This window comes from Terrabacter sp. NPDC080008, from assembly GCF_040702505.1.
Classification (GTDB): Bacteria; Actinomycetota; Actinomycetes; order Actinomycetales; family Dermatophilaceae; genus Terrabacter.
Window position 1 is genome coordinate 891,518 of record NZ_JBFBLC010000001.1, and the last position, 17,087, is coordinate 908,604.

Consider the following 17,087-nt stretch of genomic DNA (forward strand, 5'->3'; position numbering starts at 1 on the left):
CACGATGATCGAGTTTCCCGAGCACGACCTTCACGCATACCGCGCCGACCCCGACGGGCAGCCCCGCGGCGCGGTCGTCGTCATCCAGGAGATCTGGGGGCTCGTCGACCACGTCAAGGACATCGCCGACCGCTTCTCTGCCCAGGGCTATCTCGCCGTCGCACCCGACCTGCTCGGCCACGTCGGCCTGACCCCGGAGGTCGGTGAGCGCATCTTCGAGCTGATGTTCAGCTCCTCCGAGGAGGACCGGCTGGCCGCCCAGCCGCAGATGCGGGCGGCGACGACGCCCGCGCGCCAGCCGGAGTTCGCGGCGTGGGCGGTGCCCGCCCTGCGCCACGTCGTCGACTCGCTCGTCGACGAGCCCGGGGTCGAGGGCCGGGTCGGCGTGGTCGGCTTCTGCTTCGGGGGGACGTACGCGTTCGCCCTCGCCGCCGCCGACGACCGGGTCCGCGCGGCGGTGCCCTTCTACGGCAGCTTCCCCGAGAACGCCGACCCGGCCACGATCGCGTGCCCGGTCCTCGCGTTCTACGGCGAGGAGGACCACGGGATCACCGACGGCGTCCCCGACCTCGAGTCGCGGATGCAGGAGGCCGGTGTCGACTTCACGGCGCGGGTCTACCACGGGGTCGGGCACGCCTTCTTCAACGACACGTCGCCGACGAAGTACGACGCCGAGGTGGCCGGCGACGCCTGGACGCGCACCCTGGCTTTCCTCGGCGAGCACCTTTCGTCCACCTCGTCGTCCGACGTGCACTAGACCTGTCGCATGACCGACCCAGCCCCGGCGCAGGATCCTGCCGGCCCCGCCCCGCTCGTGCTCGGCCCCATGCTGCGCTACGTCGGCGAGACCGACGCGACGGTCTGGGTCGAGACGGCGAGCCGCGCCGTCGTCACCGTCAACGCGGGCGGGCGGGAGTGGAGTGCGCCGACCTTCAAGGCCAAGGGCCACCACTACGCGCTCGTCGTCGTCGACGGGCTGGAGCCCGGCGGGGAGTGGGAGTACGCCGTCGGCATCGACGGCGCCCAGGTCTGGCCCGAGCCGGGGAGCGCCTTCCCGGCGCCCCGCATCCGCACCATCGACCGCCGCCGCCCGACCCGCCTGCTCTTCGGCTCGTGCCGCACCACGGTGCCGCACGACCGGGAGGGCAACCGGAGCAACGGGGTGGACGCCCTGCGCACGCTGGCGCTCGCCCTCGCGCTCGGGGAGCAGGAGTGGCCAGACCTCGTGGCCTTCCTCGGCGACCAGGTCTATGCCGACGAGACGCCCGAGGCGATGCGCGAGTTCATCGCGTCTCGGCGCTCCCTCGACGAGCCGCCCGGCACCGAGATCAAGAACTACGAGGAGTACGCCCACCTCTACCACCTCGCGTGGGGCGACGAGGCGAACCGCTGGCTGCTCTCGACCCTGCCGAGCTGCATGATCTTCGACGACCACGACATCCGTGACGACTGGAACACGTCGTGGTCCTGGCACGAGGAGATCAACCGCACCCCGTGGTGGCACGAGCGGCTGATGGGCGGCCTCTCTTCCTACTGGGTCTACCAGCACATCGGCAACCTCTCGCCCCGGGAGCTGGCCGCGGACAAGGTCTACGCGCGGGTGCTCGAGGGCGGTCGTGACGACGACACAGAGTCGGCGGAGGTCGACCTGACGGAGGCGGTGTTCGAGCTGTCGCGCCGCGTCGACCGGCACCCGGACGTCTACCGCTGGAGCTACCGGCGCGACCTCGGCGACAGCCGCCTCGTCGTCGTGGACTCGCGGGCCGCGCGGGTGCTCCAGCCCGACCACCGCTCGATGCTCGACCCGGCCGAGCTGCGCTGGCTGGACGAGCAGCTCACGGGCGACGTCGACCACCTGCTCATCGGGACCTCGTTGCCGTTCCTGCTGCCGCCGGGCCTGCACGACCTCGAGGCCATCGACGAGGTGCTCGCCCGCGGGACGCGCGGACGGCTCGTCGCCAAGGCAGCGGAGAAGGCGCGCCAGTCGATCGACCTGGAGCACTGGGCGGCCTTCAACGACGGCTTCGCCGAGGTCTTCGACATGGTGCTGCAGGTGGCGCGCGGCGCGCGCGGCGCCGCCCCCGCCACTGTCGTCTTCCTGTCCGGGGACGTGCACAACTCCTACCTCGCCGAGGTCGTCGACGCCGGGGCCCGTCACGGGGCCCGGTCCCGGATCGTGCAGGCCGTGTGCTCGCCGATCCGCAACCCGATGCCGAGGATGGTCCGCGTCATGATGTCCGCCTTCGCCCGAGGACTCGTGCGCCCGATGCGGTTCGTGGCCGAGCGTTCGCAGCACGTGCCCGAGCCGCCCTGCTCGTGGACGGTGACGGACGGGCCGTGGTTCGACAACTGCCTGGCCCAGCTGACGGTGCAGGATCGCGACCTGTCGATCGTCTGGCGCGGCGGCGAGGTGCGCGGCGGCGACGACGAGCACCCGGTCCTCACGACGGTCGCGAGCGTCCGGCTCCCGGCCGGCAGCTGACCGCCGTGTCGAGCGACCGCCTTGCGGGACGGCATACCGCTGCACGGGCACGAGCGCATCGACGCCTGGCGGGCGCGCGTCGCCGACTACCCCGAGGCGCCGGCCGTGGCCTTGGTCGAGGAGGGGCTCGACCTGCGCTCGCAGGAGCGGCTCGAGATGCTCGCGGCCCGGGACGACCTCTTCCTGCTCCACCGCGACCTCGTCGACGTGGCCCCGCCGCACGAGGCGGTCCGCATCCTCTCCGGGCCCGTCGACGACACGTACCGACTGGCCTCCCGGCACGTCCCCGCGGCGGACCTCGAGCCGCTGCGCGCCGCCTTCGAGCTGCGCCGCGTCACAGAACAGGCCGTCTGAGGCAGGGACCAAACGGAGGTATCCGACGCCTTCCCGCGTCCGGGCTCGCGGGTGCCGGTTCCGGCCTATGGTCGGGCCATCCGCGGTGGCGCCACGACCGCCCCGTCGACCCTCCACGCTGTGCCCTCCGAAGGAGTCGTCGTGTCCGAGTCCACCCAGCAGTCCACCCCACGCCTGGGAGGGCCCGCGGGCCGCCCCAACGTCCTGCTGATCACCACCGACGAGCAGCGCTGGTCGCTGCCGACACCGCCCGGCTGGAGCCTTCCCGCGCGGGACTGGCTCGCCGAGCGCGGCACGACCTTCGACCGCTACTACGTCGCGTCCACGCAGTGCAGCTCGTCGCGCTCCGTGATGTACACCGGCCGGCACGTGCCGATCACCCAGATCTACGACAACGACAACATGCCCTACATCCGGCCGCTCGACCCCGGCCTCGGGACCATCGGGACGATGATGCGGGCGGCCGGCTACTACACGTCCTACCAGGGCAAGTGGCACCTCTCGAACGCCTACCTCTCGCCGACGAAGCAGACGTCCACCGTCGACGAGCTCGAGCCCTACGGCTTCTCCGAGTTCAACGACTGGGGTGACATCGACGGCGGCGCCTGGGCCGGTCTCAAGATCGATCCCGTCATCGCCGGGCAGGCAGTCAAGTGGCTGCGCAACCGCGCCCCGGTCGTCGCGCAGAGCCAGCCCTGGTTCATGGCGGTCAACTTCGTCAACCCGCACGACGTCATGAGCTACGACTACGGCAGCCGGCGCTCGATCACGCCACCGCCCAACCTCGCCGACGCCGTCAAGGTGCGGCCGCCGGCCGGCACCCCCCTCTACGACAGGGTCTGGGACCTCGAGCTGCCGGCCACGGCCGGCGACGACCTCTCGAGCGCTCCGCAGGCCGTGCGAGAGTATGCCGGCGCCACCGACGCGATGTTCGGCGAGATCAGCTCCGCGGAGCAGTGGCGGCTCGGCGTGAACTTCTACCTCAACTGCATCCGGGACGTGGACCGGAGCATCGCCCTCGTGCTCGACGCGCTCGCGGCCTCGGGCCAGGCCGACCGCACCGTGGTGGTCTTCACCTCCGACCACGGCGAGATGGCCGGCTCGCACGGGCTGCGCCAGAAGGGCAACCTCGTCTACGACGAGAACTTCCACGTGCCGCTCGTCGTCGTGCACCCCGACGTGCCCGGCGGTGCGCGCAGCCACGCGCTCGGCTCGGCCGTCGACCTCGCACCGACCATCCTCGAGCTGGCGGGGGTGGAGGCCGGGCGGCTGCGGTCGGAGTTCGCGGGCCTGCACGGCCGGTCGCTGGCGCCTGCGCTCTTCGACCCCTCGGCCCGGGTGCGGGACGGCGTGCTCACGGCCGTGGAGTCGGTGCTCACGCTCGACGCCGACTTCTGGCGTGCCTTCGGCGTCGGGGACGCGCCGACCCGGGTGCAGTCGGGGGAGCTGCGTCCCGACTGGCGCAAGCGGGGCTTCCTGCGGGGCTGGACCGACGAGCGCTACACCTTCGGCCGCTACTTCTCGCCCCTCGAGCCCAACCGGCCGCGCACGGTGGCCGACCTGGTCCGGGACAACGACGTCGTGCTCTACGACCGCGAGAGCGACCCGGGCGAGACCCGAAACCTCGCCTCCGACCCCGAGCAGGCGGGACTGCTCGAGTCGCTGTCGACCCGGCTCGAGGCCCTCATCGACGAGGAGATCGGCGCCGACGACCACGCCTGGGTGGCGGAGCGTCCGGTCCTGCTCGGGCCGCCACGCTGGCGTGGCGACTCCGTGGGCGCCGCCTAGGAGGTGGCTGCGATCTCGTGACCGACGCCTGGGCCCCCGTCCAGGCGGGTGCTGTTGCGCAGCACCACCGTGGCGGGGAAGGAGACGGAACGAGGGTCCTCAGCGGTCGGGGCGAGCGCGAGACGAGCGGCCTCCGCGCCCATGTCCTGGAGGTCGAGGTGCACCGTCGTCAGTGACGGCGCGGTGTCGCGAAGCGTCTTGATGTCGTCGAAGCCGGCCACACCGACGGCCTCGGGCACCGGGAAGCCTCGGTCGCGGCATGCGGCGAGCACGCCGAGGGCCATGACGTCGGACACCGCGAGGACGCACAGCGGAAGGGCTTCACCGTGGTCGTTGCCCACGCTCTCGAGGAGCGCGGCGACGCCGGCGTAGGCGCCGTCCCGGGTGAAGTCGGTGACGACGCGAGGGAGTAGCACCACGCCCTCGTACGGCCCGCCCACCGCGGCATGTCGGCGCACCTCCGCCTCGAAGGCGTCGGCGCGGTCCGTGGACGTCCGCAACCATTTCGGCCCGGCGACGACCACGAAGCGTCGATGTCCCACTCGCAACAGCTCCCGGACCAGCTGCCTTGCGCCGGAGCGGTTCTCGGGGACGACGGAGGAGAACCCGGGCAGCGGCTGACCGATCAGCGCGACGCGTCCGCCGTTGTGCTCGTAGGCCGTGCACAGCGAGATGAGGCGGTCGGTGGCCGAAGCCGGGCTGCTGCGTCGTGAGCCAGCGAGGACGATCGCCTCCGTACGGTGTGACGCGAACGACTCGACGGCCGCGCACTCGAGGTCGGGATCGCGATAGGTGCATGCCAGGAGGGTCTGCTTGCCGGCGGCCTGTGCGGTGGCCTGGAGGCCGGCGGCGATGGTGGCGAAGTAGGGGTCGTCGATGTCGTGCACGACCAGGCCGACGAGCGCAGTCGTCGAGCGGGCCAGCGCCTGGGCCTGGGCGTTGGGCACGTAGCCGAGCTGGGCGGCGGCGGCACGGACGCGTTCGGTGATGTCCTCGCGGGGGTGGCGTGACGACCTGTTGAGCACCCGCGACGCGGTGGCGAGGGACACCCCCGCGAGGGTGGCCACCTGCTGAAGCGTGACTGCCACGTCGTCGACCTCCTTGTCCTCGTGGGGAATCTAGGGCATCGAGACAAACCGTTGACACCCTTCGACCCCAGACCTACAGTAGCGGAAAGCGCTTTCCGCAGCATTTCGGGCCGGGCGGCGCAGCAAGAGAGAGGACAACGATGTCTCCGCAAGCCGCACTCGACGAGCGGCCCCGGGCCACGACCCGGTCACCGGCGCCCGCCCCGCCGCGCACCGAGGGAGTCCTCGGCCGCTGGGTGGAACGCTCCTGGCGTCCGCTCGCCTTCGCGGTCGTCGCCTTCGTCCTCTGGTGGGTCACCACGGCCAGCGGCCTGCTTCCGGCCTACCTCGTCCCCTCGCCGGGCGCGACGTGGTCAGCCTTCGCCGACAACCTCGGCTACTTCGGCTCCAACACGTGGGTGACGGTGATCGAGACGCTGATCGGCTTCGCCATCGCCGTGCTGGTGGGCGAGGCGGTCGCCATCGCGATGGTCTACTCGCCCAGCCTGGAACGCACGATCTACCCGGTCGTCCTCTTCGCCCAGGTCATCCCCAAGATCGCGATCGCGCCGCTCTTCGTGGTGTGGCTCGGATTCGGTGTCGGTCCCAAGATCATCGTCGCCGTGCTGATGGCCTTCTTCCCGATCGTCATCTCCGGCCTCGCCGGCCTTCGGGACGTCGACCCGGAGGTGCTCGAGCTGACCTCGACGATGGGTGCAGGTCGAGCCAAGGTCTTCCGCAAGATCCAGTTCCCGGCCTCGCTCCCGCAGCTCTTCTCGGGGCTCAAGGTCGCTGCCACCCTCGCCGTGACCGGTGCCGTCGTGGGCGAGTTCGTCGGTGCCAACTCCGGTCTCGGCTACGTCATCCTCCAGGCCAACGGCAATGTCGACACGGCCAGCCTCTTCGTGGCCCTGATCATCATGTCCCTGGTCGGCGTGCTCATGTTCGCCGCCATCCAGCTCATCGAGCGACTCGTCATCCCGTGGCACGCCTCTCAGCGTGGAGTCGGGAGCAACACCGTCCAGCTCTAGACCACCGCCCGCTCGCCCGTCCGGGCCGCGGCGCCGACGGACAGCACCACATCAGCATCACAACAGCACCACAACGCGACGAGACCCGCAGCGCTCGGCCGGTCATGCCGGGCTGCCGCGTCCCGTACACCCGACAACGAAGTCAGCAGACTAGGAGTGGTTCCCATGCAGCTCACCCGACGACGCGCCGTGGCCTTCGTGGCCGCGACCGCCACCGCCTTCGCCCTCGGCGCCTGCGGCAACGCCGAGGCCGGCACCTCCGGAAACGCCGGCGGCTCAGGCGGCACCGACGTCACCCTGATGCTCAACTGGTATCCCTACGGCGAGCACGCCCCGTTCTACTACGGGGTCGAGAAGGGCATCTTCGCCAAGCACGGCATCAACCTCACGATCAAGCCCGGGCAGGGCTCGACGAAGACGGCGCAGGCGGTCGGCGCCAACCAGGTCGACTTCGGCTGGGCCGACACGCCCGCCGTCCTGTCCAACATCGGCAAGGGCGTCAAGATCAAGAGCGTCGGTGTCTTCCTGCAGACGACCCCCTCGGCCGTCCAGGTCTTCGCCGACAGCGGCATCAACACGGTGGCAGACCTCAAGGGCAAGACCATCGCCGTGTCCGCCGGCGACGCCCCCACGACGACGTTCCCGATCTTCCTGCAGAAGGCTGGGCTGCAGCCGACCGACGTCAAGCAGCAGAACCTCGACGCGGCGGGCAAGATCGCGGCCGTCATCAGCGGTCGTGTGGACGGCCTCATCGGCTTCGCCCACGACCAGGGCCCGACGATCGCGGCCAAGAGCGGCAAGCAGATGCGCTACTTCCGCTACTCCGACGTCGGCCTCAACTTCTACAGCAACGGGCTCATCGCCGCGGACTCGACCATCTCCTCGAAGGCGAATCTCGTCAAGGAGATGGTCGCGGCCACCAGCGAGTCCTTCACCGCAGCGGAGAAGGACCCGCAGGCAGCGGTCGACGCCATGGCCGGCAAGGACCCGCAGATGCCGAAGAAGGAGGTCCTGCTCGACCAGTGGCAGCAGACCATCAAGGTGCTGCACACGAAGAACACCGAGGGGAAGGCGCCCGGCGCCGACTCGGACGCCGACTGGGACGCCACGATCCAGGTGCTCTCCTCAGCGGGCCTGCTCGGCTCGGCCAAGGACCGCTCGGCCTACTACGACAACAGCTTCCAGCCGACGGGCAAGTGAGCATGGCCTCCGCAACGCTCCACGACACCCACCGGAGCGGGCCGACGCCCGCCGCACACGCCCTCGAGGTGCACGACGTGCACATCCGGTTCTCGTCCAAGCGGGGCGAGGTGACCGCACTCGAAGGCATCGACCTCACGGTCGAGCGCGGTGAGTTCGTCAGCATCGCCGGGCCCTCGGGCTGCGGGAAGTCCACGCTGCTCAAGGCGGTCGCCGGCCTGACCCGGCCCTCGCGCGGCGAGGTCGTCCTCAACGGGTCCACCGTCACGGGCCCGCGACCCGACATCGGCTACGTCTTCCAGCGTGCGGCCCTGCTCGAGTGGCGCACGGTCGAGGGCAACATCCTGCTCCAGGGCGAGATGCGAGGCATGCCGAAGGACCGGGCGCGAGCACGCGCCCGCGACCTCATCGCGATGACCGGTCTCGAGGGGTTCGAGGGCGCACTGCCCCACGAGCTGTCGGGTGGGATGCAGCAGCGCGTGTCGCTCTGCCGGGCGCTGCTGCACGAGCCCGAGGTGCTGCTCATGGACGAGCCTTTCGGCGCCCTCGACGCCCTCACCCGGGAACGGATGAACGTCGAGCTGCACCGGATCTGGGAGGAGACCGGCACCACCGTGCTGCTCGTCACCCACTCGGTGCCCGAGGCGGTCTACCTCGCGAACCGCGTCGTCGTCATGAGCCCGCGCCCCGGCCGTGTGCTCCGCGAGCTCGACGTGGCCCTGCCCCGCCACCGCGTCTACGCCGAGACGATGGCCGACCCGGTCTTCCAGGACCTCACCACGACCGTGCGCGACCTGCTCGGCACGTCGGGCGAGGTGGACTGAACCGCCCTCGCGTCCTCCCCTCCGTCCACTCCCTCTCCTCGCGGCCTGCCGCGTGCGCCGGTCCGGTCCACCCGGCCGGCCCCGACCGAAGGATCTGTCATGCCCGAAACCCCCAAGTCCCTGAGGATCGCGCTCAACGGCGTGACCGGCCGCATGGGATACCGCCAGCACCTCGTCCGATCGATACTCGCCATCCGTGACGAGGGAGGCCTGGAGCTGCCCGACGGCTCCCGAGTCGCGCTCGAGCCGATCCTGCTCGGCCGCAACGCCGAGAAGCTCGGCGAGCTGGCGGCGCGACACGGCGTCGACGAGTGGTCGACCGATGTCGACGCCGTCCTCGCCGACGAGAGTGTCGACATCTACTTCGACGCCCAGGTCACCTCGCGCCGCGTCGACGCGCTGACCCGGGCCATGCGCGCGGGCAAGCACATCTACACGGAGAAGCCCACGGCCGAGACGGTCGAGGAGGCGCTGTCGCTGGCCACGGTGGCCCGTGAGACGGGTGTCATCGCCGGAGTCGTGCACGACAAGCTCTACCTGCCCGGGCTGGTCAAGCTGCGGCGCCTGGTCGACGAGGGCTTCTTCGGGCGCATCCTGTCGCTCCGGGGGGAGTTCGGCTACTGGGTCTTCGAGGGTGACACCCAGCCGGCGCAGCGCCCCAGCTGGAACTACCGGGCCGAGGACGGGGGCGGCATCGCCGTCGACATGTTCTGCCACTGGAACTATGTCCTCGAGGGCATCCTCGGGCCCGTCCGCGCCGTCACCGCCCGGACCGCCACCCACATCCCGCAGCGGTGGGACGAGCAGGGCCAGGCGTACGCGGCGACGGCCGACGACGCGGCATACGGCATCTTCGAGGTGGGCGACGGCGTCATCGCGCAGATCAACTCGTCCTGGACCGTGCGTGTCTACCGCGACGAGCTCGTCGAGTTCCAGGTCGACGGCACCCACGGCTCGGCCGTCGCCGGGCTGCACAAGTGCGTCGCCCAGCCGCGCAGCGCCACCCCCAAGCCGGTGTGGAACCCCGACCTGCCCGAGACGCAGAGCTTCCGGCAGCAGTGGATCGAGATCCCGGACAACGCGGCGCCCGTCAACGGCTTCCGGGCGCAGTGGGAGGAGTTCCTCCGTGACGTCGTCGCCGGCCGGCCGCACCGCTACGACTTCCTGTCCGGTGCCCGCGGCGTGCAGCTGGCCGCGCTCGGACTCGAGTCCTCCGCGACGGGCCGTCGCCTCGAGGTGCCGGAGCTCAGGGCATGACCCACGTCGTCCTGCCCACCGAGTCCGGCGGGAGCCGGGTCCTGGAGCTGGCGGGGCCGCGCGACTGGGTGCGCCCCGACCGTCCGATCACCTCGCGCGTGGCGTATGCCGCCGCGCACGTCGTGCCACGGGTGCTCGCCGACAGCACGCCGGGCTCGCCTGCCGACGTCGACTGGGACGCCACCCTCGAGCTGCGTCGCGACCTCTGGTCGTGGGGCCTGGGGGTGGCGGAGGCGATGGACACCGCTCAACGTGGGATGGGTCTGGACTGGACGGCCACCCGCGAGCTCATCGAGCGCTCGGCCGCGGAGGCTCGGCGGCTCGGCGGACGGATCGCCTCGGGCGCCGGCACCGACCAGCTCGACCCCGGGCGTGCGACGCCTGACGCCGACGGGCTCCGCGCCGTCGCAGCCGCCTACACCGAGCAGGTCAAGGTCGTCGAGGCGGCCGGGAGCGGAGTCATCGTCATGGCCTCCCGCGCGCTCGCCCGCGCGGCCACCTCGCCCACCGACTACGTGCGGGTCTACGAGGAGGTGCTCGACGTCGCGTCCGCGCCGGTCATCCTGCACTGGCTCGGCGAGATGTTCGACCCCGAGCTGGCCGGCTACTGGGGCAGTCGCGACCTCGACGCCGCGACCGACGCGTTCCTCGACCTCGTCACCCGCAACGCCGAGCGCGTCGACGGCGTCAAGGTCTCCCTGCTCGACGCGGACCACGAGCGACGCCTGCGACGGGCGCTGCCCGACGGCGTGCGCCTCTACACCGGGGACGACTTCAACTACCCGGAGCTGGTCTGCGACGACGAGCACGGAGTGCACTCCGACGCCCTGCTCGGCATCTTTGCGGCGATCGCCCCGGCGGCCTCGACGGCGCTGCAGGCCCTCGACCGTGGCGACGAGGCCACGGCGCGCGAGGTGCTCGAGTCGACCCGCGCCCTCGGCCGGCACGTGTTCGCCGCCCCGACGCGGTTCTACAAGACGGGCATCGCCTTCCTGGCCTGGCTCAACGGCAGGCAGCCTGGCTTCCAGATGGTGGGTGGGCTCTCCACCGGTCGCTCGGTCCTGCACCTCGTGCGGGCCCTCGAGCTGGCCGAGCAGGCCGGCCTCGTGGCCGAGCCCGACCTGGCTGCGCGCCGCGTCACGGCCTGGCTGGCAGCCAACGGGTGGGAGGCGCCGTGAGCCAGGCGACGACGGTGGCGGTCGGACGGCCCGCGCCGGGGGCGCAGGCCCGGCTCTCGCTCAACACCATGACGACGCAACGGCTCTCGCTCGACGAGGCGGTCGAGCTCGCCCTGCGCCTCGACGTGCCGGCGCTCGGCCTCTGGCGCGACAAGGTGGAGGAGGCCGGGCTCGAGGCGGCGTCGCGGCGCCTGCGCGATGCGGGGCTGCGGGCCTCGTCCCTGTGCCGTGGTGGCTTCTTCACCGCGGCGGACCCGGAGGGCATCGCGGCAGCGGTGGCCGACAACCGGCGCGCGATCGACGAGGCGGCGGCGCTGGGCGCTCCCGAGCTGGTGATCGTCGCCGGCGGCCTCCCGGACGGTGACCGCGACCTCCTCGGGGCGCGCCAGCGGGTCGCGGACCGGATCGGCGAGCTGGCGCCGTATGCCGCCGACCGGGGTGTGCGCCTCGCGCTCGAGCCGTTGCACCCGATGTTCGTCGCGGACCGGGCCGTGATCTCGACCCTGGCGCAGGCACTCGACCTCGCGGCCGACCACGACCCTGCAGTGGTCGGTGTCGTGGTGGACACGTTCCACGTCTTCTGGGACCCGGCTGCCGAGGAGATGGTGGCGCGAGCCGGACTCGAGCACCGGATCAGCTCTTACCAGGTCTGCGACTTCAACTTGCCCATCCCCGAGGGGGCGTTGCTGGCCCGCGGCATGATGGGCGACGGCCACATCGACTTCGAACGGTGGACGCGGGCAGTCACGGCGGCCGGCTACACCGGGGACGTCGAGGTCGAGATCTTCAACGCCGACATCTGGTCCCGCGACCCCGTAGAGGTCGTGACCCAGATGCGGGGCCGCTACGAGGAGCTCGTCGCGCCGTGGCTCTGAGGTCGCAGGGCCGTGAGGTCTCACAGTGACGCCGGACCGCCCCCTGCGTGTCGTCGTCGCGCCGGACTCCTTCAAGGGCACCGCGGCGGCGCCGGAGGTCGCGGCGGCCCTCGCTCGCGGCTGGCGCCGAGCCCGTCCCTCCGACGTCGTCGTCGAGGTTCCGATGGCCGATGGGGGTGAGGGCACGCTCGGCGCCGTCCTCGCTTCCGAGGGCGCCTCTCTGCGCACCGAGACCGTCGAGCTGCCCGGACGCGGTCGACACCGGGCCAGGTGGGGGATGGTCGGCGACCGGGCCGTCGTGGAGCTGGCCGAGTGCTGTGGGCTGCCACTGGTGGGCACGGCCGACCCGGGTGGTGCGGACACCGAGGCGTTGGGTCGAGTGCTCGCGGCGGCCCTCGACGCGGGCGCTGAAGAGCTGACGCTCGCCGTCGGGGGCTCGGCATCGACGGACGGCGGCAGCGGCGCCCTCAGGGCCCTCGGGGCGAGGGTTCTCGACGTCGTGGGCCAGGAGGTCGCTCGCGGTGGTCTGGGGCTGGCCTCGGCGGTGCGCGTGGACCTGGCCGGCCTACGGCCTCCCCCGACGCGTGGTGTGACGATCCTCTGCGACGTGACGGCACCGCTGGTCGGGCCGACGGGGGCAGCACGCGTCTTCGGGCCGCAGAAGGGCGCGAACCCGGAGCAGGTGGAGGCGCTGGACCGGGCCTTGTCGCGGTGGGACTGCCTGCTGGGTGGAGACGCCGAGGCGCCCGGTGCCGGTGCTGCCGGCGGCACGGCATACGGCTTCGCCACCGTGTGGGGCGCGACGCTTCGGCCGGGCGCGGCTGCGGTCGCGGACCTGGTCGGGCTGGACCGTGCGATGGCCGGGGCGGACGTCGTGGTCACGGGCGAGGGGAGGTGGGACGAGCAGTCGCTGACCGGCAAGGTCACGGGACACGTGCTCCAACGCGCCGCGTCAGCCGGGATCCGGGGGCTCGTGGTGGCCGGTGACCTTGCGGCGCCCCTTCCCGAAGGAGTGGGCGGCTGGTCCCTCGTCGAGGCCGCCGGCGGGTCGCACGCCGCCGCCCGTGCCGACGCGCCGCGGTGGCTGGAGCGGGTGGGCGAGCACGCCGCACGTGGTTTGACGAGAAAGTCCTGAGGACGGCGGAACAATCCGCGAGGCTCCGAAGTTGAGTCTGGTGAACGCAAGATTTGCGAGTCCGGTTTTGACAATCACGTCCCGGCCGGAGCAGATTGAGCGAAGGACCTGTTCCAGAACCACCAGCAACACACCACAAGGAGCTACCCATGGCACGTGCGGTCGGAATCGACCTCGGCACCACCAACTCGGCCGTCTCCGTCCTCGAGGGCGGCGAGCCGAGCATCATTGCGAACGCCGAGGGCGGGCGTACGACCCCGTCCGTCGTCGCGTTCTCCAAGAACGGCGAGGTGCTCGTCGGCGAGGTCGCCAAGCGCCAGGCCGTCACCAACGTCGACCGGACGATCCGCTCCGTGAAGCGCCACATGGGCACCGACTGGAAGACGCCCGAGATCGACGGCAAGCGCTACACCGCGCAGGAGATCAGCGCCCGCATCCTCCAGAAGCTCAAGCGCGACGCCGAGTCCTACCTCGGCGAGTCGGTGACCGACGCCGTCATCACCGTCCCCGCGTACTTCGACGACGCCGAGCGCCAGGCCACCAAGGAGGCCGGCGAGATCGCGGGCCTCAACGTCCTGCGCATCGTCAACGAGCCCACCGCAGCGGCCCTCGCGTACGGCCTCGACAAGGGCAAGGAGGACGAGCTCATCCTCGTCTTCGACCTCGGTGGCGGCACGTTCGACGTGTCCCTCCTCGAGGTCGGCAAGGACGCCGAGGACGGCTTCGCCACGATCCAGGTGCGCGCCACCAACGGCGACAACCACCTCGGTGGCGACGACTGGGACGACGTCATCGTCCAGCACCTCATCACCCAGGTGAAGAACAAGACCGGCCAGGACCTGTCCAAGGACAAGATCGCCATGCAGCGCCTGCGTGACGAGGCCGAGCGCGCCAAGAAGGAGCTGTCCACCGCGACGAGCACCAACATCTCGGCGCAGTACATCTCGATGACGCCCGAGGGCCCGATCCACCTCGACGAGAACCTCAGCCGCGCGCAGTTCGAGCAGATGACCAAGTCGCTCCTCGACCGCACCAAGGCCCCGTTCCACAAGGTGATCGAGGACGCCGGCATCAAGGTCTCCGACATCGACCACGTCGTGCTCGTCGGTGGCTCCACGCGCATGCCCGCCGTCACGGCGCTCGTCAAGGAGCTGACCGGCGGCAAGGAGCCCAACAAGGGCGTCAACCCCGACGAGGTCGTCGCCATGGGCGCCAGCCTGCAGGCCGGTGTCCTCAAGGGCGAGCGCAAGGACGTCCTGCTCATCGACGTCACGCCGCTCTCGCTCGGCATCGAGACCAAGGGTGGCCTGTTCACCAAGCTCATCGAGCGCAACACCGCCATCCCGACGAAGCGCTCGGAGATCTTCAGCACGGCCGACGACAACCAGCCCTCGGTCCTCATCCAGGTCTTCCAGGGTGAGCGCGAGATCGCCCAGCACAACAAGTCGCTCGGCACCTTCGAGCTGACCGGCATCGCGCCGGCCCCGCGCGGCGTGCCGAAGATCGAGGTCACCTTCGACATCGACGCCAACGGCATCGTCAACGTCAGTGCCAAGGACCAGGGCACCGGCAAGGAGCAGAAGATGACGATCACCGGCGGCTCGGCCCTGTCCAAGGACGAGATCGACCGTATGGTCAAGGACGCCGAGGCCCACGCCGACGAGGACCGCAAGCGCCGCGAGGAGGCCGAGGTCAGGAACCAGGCCGAGCAGCTCGTCTTCTCGACCGAGTCCTTCCTCAAGGAGTCCGGCGACAAGGTCCCGGCCGACGTCAAGACGCCGGTCGAGGAGTCGCTCGCCGACCTCAAGGCCGCCATCGCCGAGGGCTCCGAGGCCAGCGCCGACGACATCAAGGCCAAGGTCGAGGACCTCAACACGAAGTCCCAGGCCATGGGCCAGGCCGTCTACGCCTCCGAGCAGGCCTCGGCCAACGCCTCCTCCGCCGGCGCGCAGGACGGCCAGACGGCCGACGCGGGTGCCGGGGCCGGCCACGCGTCCGACGACGACGTCGTCGACGCCGAGGTTGTCGACGAGGACGAGGCCAAGGAAGCCAAGTGACCGAGCCCGCACACGGCACCTCGGGCGAGCAGCCCGACGTGACCGCCACGAGCGCGGAGGGTGCCGGCGGCGACGCCGCCGGCACCCCGCCGCGGGGCGACTCGCGGGCCGAGGCCCACGGCGAGCGCCACCACACCTACTACGAGGGCGGCCCCGGCGCCTCCTCCGAGCCCGGCGGCGAGGACGAGTTCGACCACGCCTCGAGCGAGCCGAGCGGGTCCAAGCCGGCCGGCGACGCCGCTGCGGCGGCCGACGGGGAGGCGGAGGGCACGGCCCTCGCCGAGGAGGAGAGCATGGCCGCGACGCTGCTCGCGGACCTGCAGCGACTGCAGGCCGAGTACGTCAACTACAAGAAGCGCGTCGACCGTGACCGCGAGGTCATCCGTCACACGGCGGTCGGCAGCGTCGTCGAGTCGCTGCTGCCGGTCCTCGACGACATCCACATGGCCCGCCAGGCCGGCGACCTCGCCTCCGGCCCCTTCGCCTCGATCGCCGACAAGCTGGAGGCGACCCTCGGTCGCTACGGCGTCGAGCGCCTGGGCGAGGCGGGGCAGGAGTTCGACCCCACCGTGCACGAGGCCCTCATGCACGTGGAGGCCGAGCTGCCCGAGGGCGCGACGGGGACCACCGTCGTGCAGGTGCTCCAGCCGGGCTACCGCATCGGTGACCGGCTCGTGCGCGCGGCGCGGGTGTCGGTTGCCGACCCCGCCTGAGACGTCCGCCGCCGGGCTGCACGCGCAGCCCGGCGGCATACCCGATGATGGGAGCAGCGTGAGGGCTCTCGTGACGAAGGAGGTGCGCCATGGCTAGTCAGGACTGGTTCGAGAAGGACTTCTACGCGATCCTCGGCGTGCCCCAGGACGCCGACGCCGCGACGATCAAGAAGACCTACCGCAAGGTCGCCCGCGACCTGCACCCCGACCACAACGTCGGGGACACCAAGGCGGAGGAGCGCTTCAAGGAGGTCGGGGAGGCGTATGCCGTGCTGTCCGACCCCGAGAAGCGCAAGGAGTACGACGCCATCCGTGCCATGTCCCACGGCGGCGCCCGCTTCACCGCGGGCGGCCCGGGTGGGGGCGGTGCGGGCTTCGAGGACATCTTCTCCGCGTTCGGCGGTGCGGGTGGACCCGGCGGACCCGGCGGCACGCGCGTCCGCTTCGGCGGCGGCGGTGCCGGTGCGCAGCCGAACCTCGAGGACATCCTCGGGCAGATGTTCGGCGGTGCCGGCCCGGGCGCGGGCTACGGCGGCTACGGCGCGCCGGCCGGACCCCGGCCGGGCGCGGACGTGCAGGCCAGCACGAGCATCGGCTTCCGCGACGCCGTGGAGGGCTCGACCGTCTCGCTCAGCTCGCCCGACCTCGGCCGCATCAACGCTCGCATCCCCGCAGGTGTCAAGGACGGCCAGCGGATCCGCTTGCGCGGCAAGGGCCGTCAGGGCGACCCCGGAGCCCCGGCCGGCGACCTGATCCTGACGGTGACCGTCGAGAAGCACCCCGTCTTCGGACGCGACGGCGACAACCTGACCGTCGACGTGCCGGTGACCTTCGCCGAGGCCGCGCTCGGGGCGACCATCGCCGTGCCGACCCTCGACGGCGGCCAGGTCAAGGTAAAGGTGGCACCCGGCACCCCCAGCGGCCGCGTGCTGCGCGTCAAGGGTCGCGGCGTCAAGCGCGCCGATCATACCGGGGACCTGCTGGCCAAGGTGCAGGTGCTGGTGCCCCAGCGACTGACCGACGAGGCCCGTGAAGCCATCGAGAAGATGGCGGCCGCCGAGAACGGCCACGACCCGAGGGCCGAGCTGTTCCGGCGCGCCCGCGCCTGAGGACGAGTTGAGGAGGA

General features: G+C 71.5%; 15 protein-coding genes. 14 read left to right on the plus strand and 1 reads right to left on the minus strand.

The annotated features are described in order from the left end of the window. Positions 1-4: 4 nt before the first annotated feature. From AB0316_RS04150 to AB0316_RS04165, 4 genes are all read left to right on the plus strand, one after another. Entirely contained in the window at positions 5-757 is a 753-nt protein-coding gene (locus AB0316_RS04150; RefSeq protein ID WP_366270690.1) for a dienelactone hydrolase family protein, read from the plus strand. A gap of 9 nt (positions 758-766) precedes the next feature. After that, positions 767-2,482, plus strand: a complete 1,716-nt coding sequence (locus AB0316_RS04155) for an alkaline phosphatase D family protein (protein WP_366270691.1) — start codon at positions 767-769, stop codon at positions 2,480-2,482. 21 nt (positions 2,483-2,503) lie between these two features. Then, positions 2,504-2,836 (plus strand): hypothetical protein, encoded by a 333-nt coding sequence (locus AB0316_RS04160; protein WP_366270693.1) that lies wholly within the window; start codon positions 2,504-2,506, stop codon positions 2,834-2,836. A 141-nt stretch (positions 2,837-2,977) separates the two neighbouring features. Continuing rightward, the gene (locus AB0316_RS04165; RefSeq protein WP_366270694.1) at positions 2,978-4,624 is read left to right on the plus strand and encodes a sulfatase-like hydrolase/transferase; all 1,647 of its coding nucleotides are present in this window, start codon (positions 2,978-2,980) and stop codon (positions 4,622-4,624) included. Here the strand turns inward: AB0316_RS04165 and AB0316_RS04170 are convergent. After that, a complete protein-coding gene (locus AB0316_RS04170; RefSeq protein ID WP_366270695.1) occupies positions 4,621-5,712 on the minus strand; it encodes a LacI family DNA-binding transcriptional regulator in 1,092 nt (363 codons plus the stop codon). The genes AB0316_RS04165 and AB0316_RS04170 overlap by 4 nt on opposite strands. A 140-nt stretch (positions 5,713-5,852) precedes the next feature. Here AB0316_RS04170 and AB0316_RS04175 point away from each other — a divergent pair, with 140 nt between their 5' ends. From AB0316_RS04175 to AB0316_RS04220, 10 genes are all read left to right on the plus strand, one after another. After that, entirely contained in the window at positions 5,853-6,722 is an 870-nt protein-coding gene (locus tag AB0316_RS04175; RefSeq protein WP_366270696.1) for an ABC transporter permease, read from the plus strand. 165 nt (positions 6,723-6,887) lie between these two features. After that, entirely contained in the window at positions 6,888-7,922 is a 1,035-nt protein-coding gene (locus tag AB0316_RS04180; RefSeq protein WP_366270697.1) for an ABC transporter substrate-binding protein, read from the plus strand. Between the two features lie 2 nt (positions 7,923-7,924). Further along, entirely contained in the window at positions 7,925-8,746 is an 822-nt protein-coding gene (locus AB0316_RS04185) for an ABC transporter ATP-binding protein (RefSeq protein WP_366270698.1), read from the plus strand. Between the two features lie 99 nt (positions 8,747-8,845). Beyond that, a complete protein-coding gene (locus tag AB0316_RS04190) occupies positions 8,846-10,003 on the plus strand; it encodes a Gfo/Idh/MocA family oxidoreductase (protein WP_366270699.1) in 1,158 nt (385 codons plus the stop codon). Beyond that, complete coding sequence (locus tag AB0316_RS04195; RefSeq protein WP_366270701.1) at positions 10,000-11,181, plus strand: dihydrodipicolinate synthase family protein; 1,182 nt, start codon at positions 10,000-10,002, stop codon at positions 11,179-11,181. The genes AB0316_RS04190 and AB0316_RS04195 overlap by 4 nt, the downstream gene beginning before the upstream one ends. Before the next feature lie 68 nt (positions 11,182-11,249). Beyond that, on the plus strand, positions 11,250-12,056 hold the full coding sequence (locus AB0316_RS04200; protein ID WP_366271293.1) for a sugar phosphate isomerase/epimerase family protein: 807 nt from the start codon (positions 11,250-11,252) through the stop codon (positions 12,054-12,056). Between the two features lie 25 nt (positions 12,057-12,081). Beyond that, on the plus strand, positions 12,082-13,191 hold the full coding sequence (locus AB0316_RS04205) for a glycerate kinase (RefSeq protein WP_366270703.1): 1,110 nt from the start codon (positions 12,082-12,084) through the stop codon (positions 13,189-13,191). Between the two features lie 149 nt (positions 13,192-13,340). Then, complete coding sequence (gene dnaK, locus AB0316_RS04210; RefSeq protein WP_366270704.1) at positions 13,341-15,248, plus strand: molecular chaperone DnaK; 1,908 nt, start codon at positions 13,341-13,343, stop codon at positions 15,246-15,248. Continuing rightward, positions 15,245-15,961: a nucleotide exchange factor GrpE gene (locus AB0316_RS04215; RefSeq protein ID WP_366270706.1), complete on the plus strand. Its 717-nt coding sequence runs from the start codon at positions 15,245-15,247 to the stop codon at positions 15,959-15,961. The genes dnaK and AB0316_RS04215 overlap by 4 nt, the downstream gene beginning before the upstream one ends. Before the next feature lie 89 nt (positions 15,962-16,050). Next, positions 16,051-17,070, plus strand: coding sequence for a DnaJ C-terminal domain-containing protein (locus AB0316_RS04220; RefSeq protein ID WP_366270707.1), 1,020 nt, complete (start codon positions 16,051-16,053; stop codon positions 17,068-17,070). The last annotated feature ends 17 nt before the right edge of the window (positions 17,071-17,087 follow it).

Excerpts from the sequence above, each read along its gene's own strand:
- AB0316_RS04175 (WP_366270696.1), top strand. The coding sequence starts at position 5,853 with ATGTCTCCGCAAGCCGCACTCGACGAGCGGCCCCGGGCCACGACCCGG.
- AB0316_RS04155 (WP_366270691.1), top strand. The coding sequence starts at position 767 with ATGACCGACCCAGCCCCGGCGCAGGATCCTGCCGGCCCCGCCCCGCTC.
- AB0316_RS04190 (WP_366270699.1), top strand. The coding sequence starts at position 8,846 with ATGCCCGAAACCCCCAAGTCCCTGAGGATCGCGCTCAACGGCGTGACC.
- AB0316_RS04180 (WP_366270697.1), top strand. The coding sequence starts at position 6,888 with ATGCAGCTCACCCGACGACGCGCCGTGGCCTTCGTGGCCGCGACCGCC.
- AB0316_RS04185 (WP_366270698.1), top strand. The coding sequence starts at position 7,925 with ATGGCCTCCGCAACGCTCCACGACACCCACCGGAGCGGGCCGACGCCC.
- AB0316_RS04220 (WP_366270707.1), top strand. The coding sequence starts at position 16,051 with ATGGCTAGTCAGGACTGGTTCGAGAAGGACTTCTACGCGATCCTCGGC.
- dnaK (WP_366270704.1), top strand. The coding sequence starts at position 13,341 with ATGGCACGTGCGGTCGGAATCGACCTCGGCACCACCAACTCGGCCGTC.
- AB0316_RS04200 (WP_366271293.1), top strand. The coding sequence starts at position 11,250 with ATGACGACGCAACGGCTCTCGCTCGACGAGGCGGTCGAGCTCGCCCTG.
- AB0316_RS04195 (WP_366270701.1), top strand. The coding sequence starts at position 10,000 with ATGACCCACGTCGTCCTGCCCACCGAGTCCGGCGGGAGCCGGGTCCTG.
- AB0316_RS04150 (WP_366270690.1), top strand. The coding sequence starts at position 5 with ATGATCGAGTTTCCCGAGCACGACCTTCACGCATACCGCGCCGACCCC.